The organism is Halobacillus trueperi (genome assembly GCF_003386945.1).
GTDB lineage: Bacteria > Bacillota > Bacilli > Bacillales > Halobacillaceae > Halobacillus > Halobacillus aidingensis.
Genome location: NZ_QUAE01000049.1, coordinates 1 through 1,452 on the forward strand (window position 1 = coordinate 1; position 1,452 = coordinate 1,452).

The window sequence follows — 1,452 nt, forward strand, 5'->3', positions numbered from 1 at the left end:
TGAGATTTCCCTTTGCTTTAAGCAAATAAGATCCCTCAGAGACGATGAGGTTGATAGGTCCGAGGTGGAAGCGTGGTGACACGTGGAGCTGACGGATACTAATGGATCGATGACTTATCTATCTGATTCAAATCATTCGTGAAAAGATTGTACTCTTTCAAACAAGATGTTTCCTTATCCAGTTTTGAGGGTTTTCAAAAAAACTTGAAATTACCCCTTGAAATTTCATTCAAGAGACAATATAATATATCTTGTCCTTGAAAAAAGGTTTGGTGGTGAAGGCGAAGAGGTCACACCTGTTCCCATGCCGAACACAGCAGTTAAGCTCTTCAGCGCCGATGGTAGTCGGGTTTACCCCCGTGAGAGTAGGACGCCGCCAAGCCTTGTTCATAATTTCATAATAATCCGGAGGATTAGCTCAGCTGGGAGAGCACTTGCCTTACAAGCAAGGGGTCGCAGGTTCGAACCCTGCATCCTCCACCATTTCTTATCAAGTTAGCCGGCCTAGCTCAACTGGCAGAGCAACTGATTTGTAATCAGTAGGTTGGGGGTTCAAGTCCTCTGGCCGGCACCATTAGTTGCTTGCGCTAACGTTTATCGATAAGAGCCATTAGCTCAGCTGGTAGAGCATCTGACTTTTAATCAGAGGGTCGAAGGTTCGAATCCTTCATGGCTCACCATTCATTTGCGGGTGTGGTGGAATTGGCAGACACGCTAGATTTAGGATCTAGTGCTTCACGGCGTGGGGGTTCAAGTCCCTCCACCCGCACTTTACGCGGAAGTAGTTCAGTGGTAGAACACCACCTTGCCAAGGTGGGGGTCGCGGGTTCGAATCCCGTCTTCCGCTCCATAAATTTAACCGAGCTACTTAACAAACAACAACGATGTTAAACATAAAAATTGCCAAGCCGGGGTGGCGGAATTGGCAGACGCACAGGACTTAAAATCCTGCGGTGGGTTTCCACCGTGCCGGTTCGAGTCCGGCCCTCGGCACCATAAACAAATATGCGCCCGTAGCTCAATTGGATAGAGCGTCTGACTACGGATCAGAAGGTTAGGGGTTCGACTCCTCTCGGGCGCGCCATTTTTAACGGGAAGTAGCTCAGCTTGGTAGAGCACTTGGTTTGGGACCAAGGGGTCGCAGGTTCGAATCCTGTCTTCCCGACCATTCCTAATATAGAGGGGCCTTAGCTCAGCTGGGAGAGCGCCTGCTTTGCACGCAGGAGGTCAGCGGTTCGATCCCGCTAGGCTCCACCAATTTATTTGATCTTTGAAAACTGAACGAACCAACCAGTACGTCAAAACATTTCTTCTTTATAGAAGAGATTTGAAACAAGCACATTCGGTGTGCAAATGAGCAAGTCAAACTTAACTTTTATGGAGAGTTTGATCCTGGCTCAGGACGAACGCTGGCGGCGTGCCTAATACATGCAAGTCGAGCGCGGGAAGCGA

9 tRNA genes and 3 rRNA genes are annotated in these 1,452 nt (G+C 48.7%); all 12 read left to right on the forward strand.

The features are described from left to right. Nucleotides 1-122: ribosomal RNA gene (locus DYE48_RS20865) — 23S ribosomal RNA — on the forward strand; the annotation flags it as partial. 146 nt (nt 123-268) lie between these two features. Continuing rightward, nucleotides 269-382 (forward strand): 5S ribosomal RNA (rrf, locus tag DYE48_RS20870). A gap of 25 nt (nt 383-407) precedes the next feature. Continuing rightward, nucleotides 408-483, forward strand: a tRNA-Val gene (locus DYE48_RS20875). A 15-nt stretch (nt 484-498) separates the two neighbouring features. Beyond that, nucleotides 499-574: transfer RNA gene (locus DYE48_RS20880), tRNA-Thr, on the forward strand. Nucleotides 575-604: 30 nt separating this feature from the next. Next, nucleotides 605-680: transfer RNA gene (locus DYE48_RS20885), tRNA-Lys, on the forward strand. A gap of 7 nt (nt 681-687) precedes the next feature. After that, nucleotides 688-769 (forward strand) — tRNA-Leu (locus DYE48_RS20890). Between the two features lie 6 nt (nt 770-775). Then, nucleotides 776-850, forward strand: a tRNA-Gly gene (locus DYE48_RS20895). Between the two features lie 57 nt (nt 851-907). Then, nucleotides 908-996, forward strand: a tRNA-Leu gene (locus DYE48_RS20900). Between the two features lie 11 nt (nt 997-1,007). Further along, a tRNA-Arg gene (locus DYE48_RS20905) sits at nt 1,008-1,084 on the forward strand. A gap of 7 nt (nt 1,085-1,091) precedes the next feature. After that, a tRNA-Pro gene (locus DYE48_RS20910) sits at nt 1,092-1,168 on the forward strand. 13 nt (nt 1,169-1,181) lie between these two features. After that, a tRNA-Ala gene (locus DYE48_RS20915) sits at nt 1,182-1,257 on the forward strand. Between the two features lie 117 nt (nt 1,258-1,374). Beyond that, a 16S ribosomal RNA gene (locus DYE48_RS20920) occupies nt 1,375-1,452 on the forward strand; the annotation flags it as partial.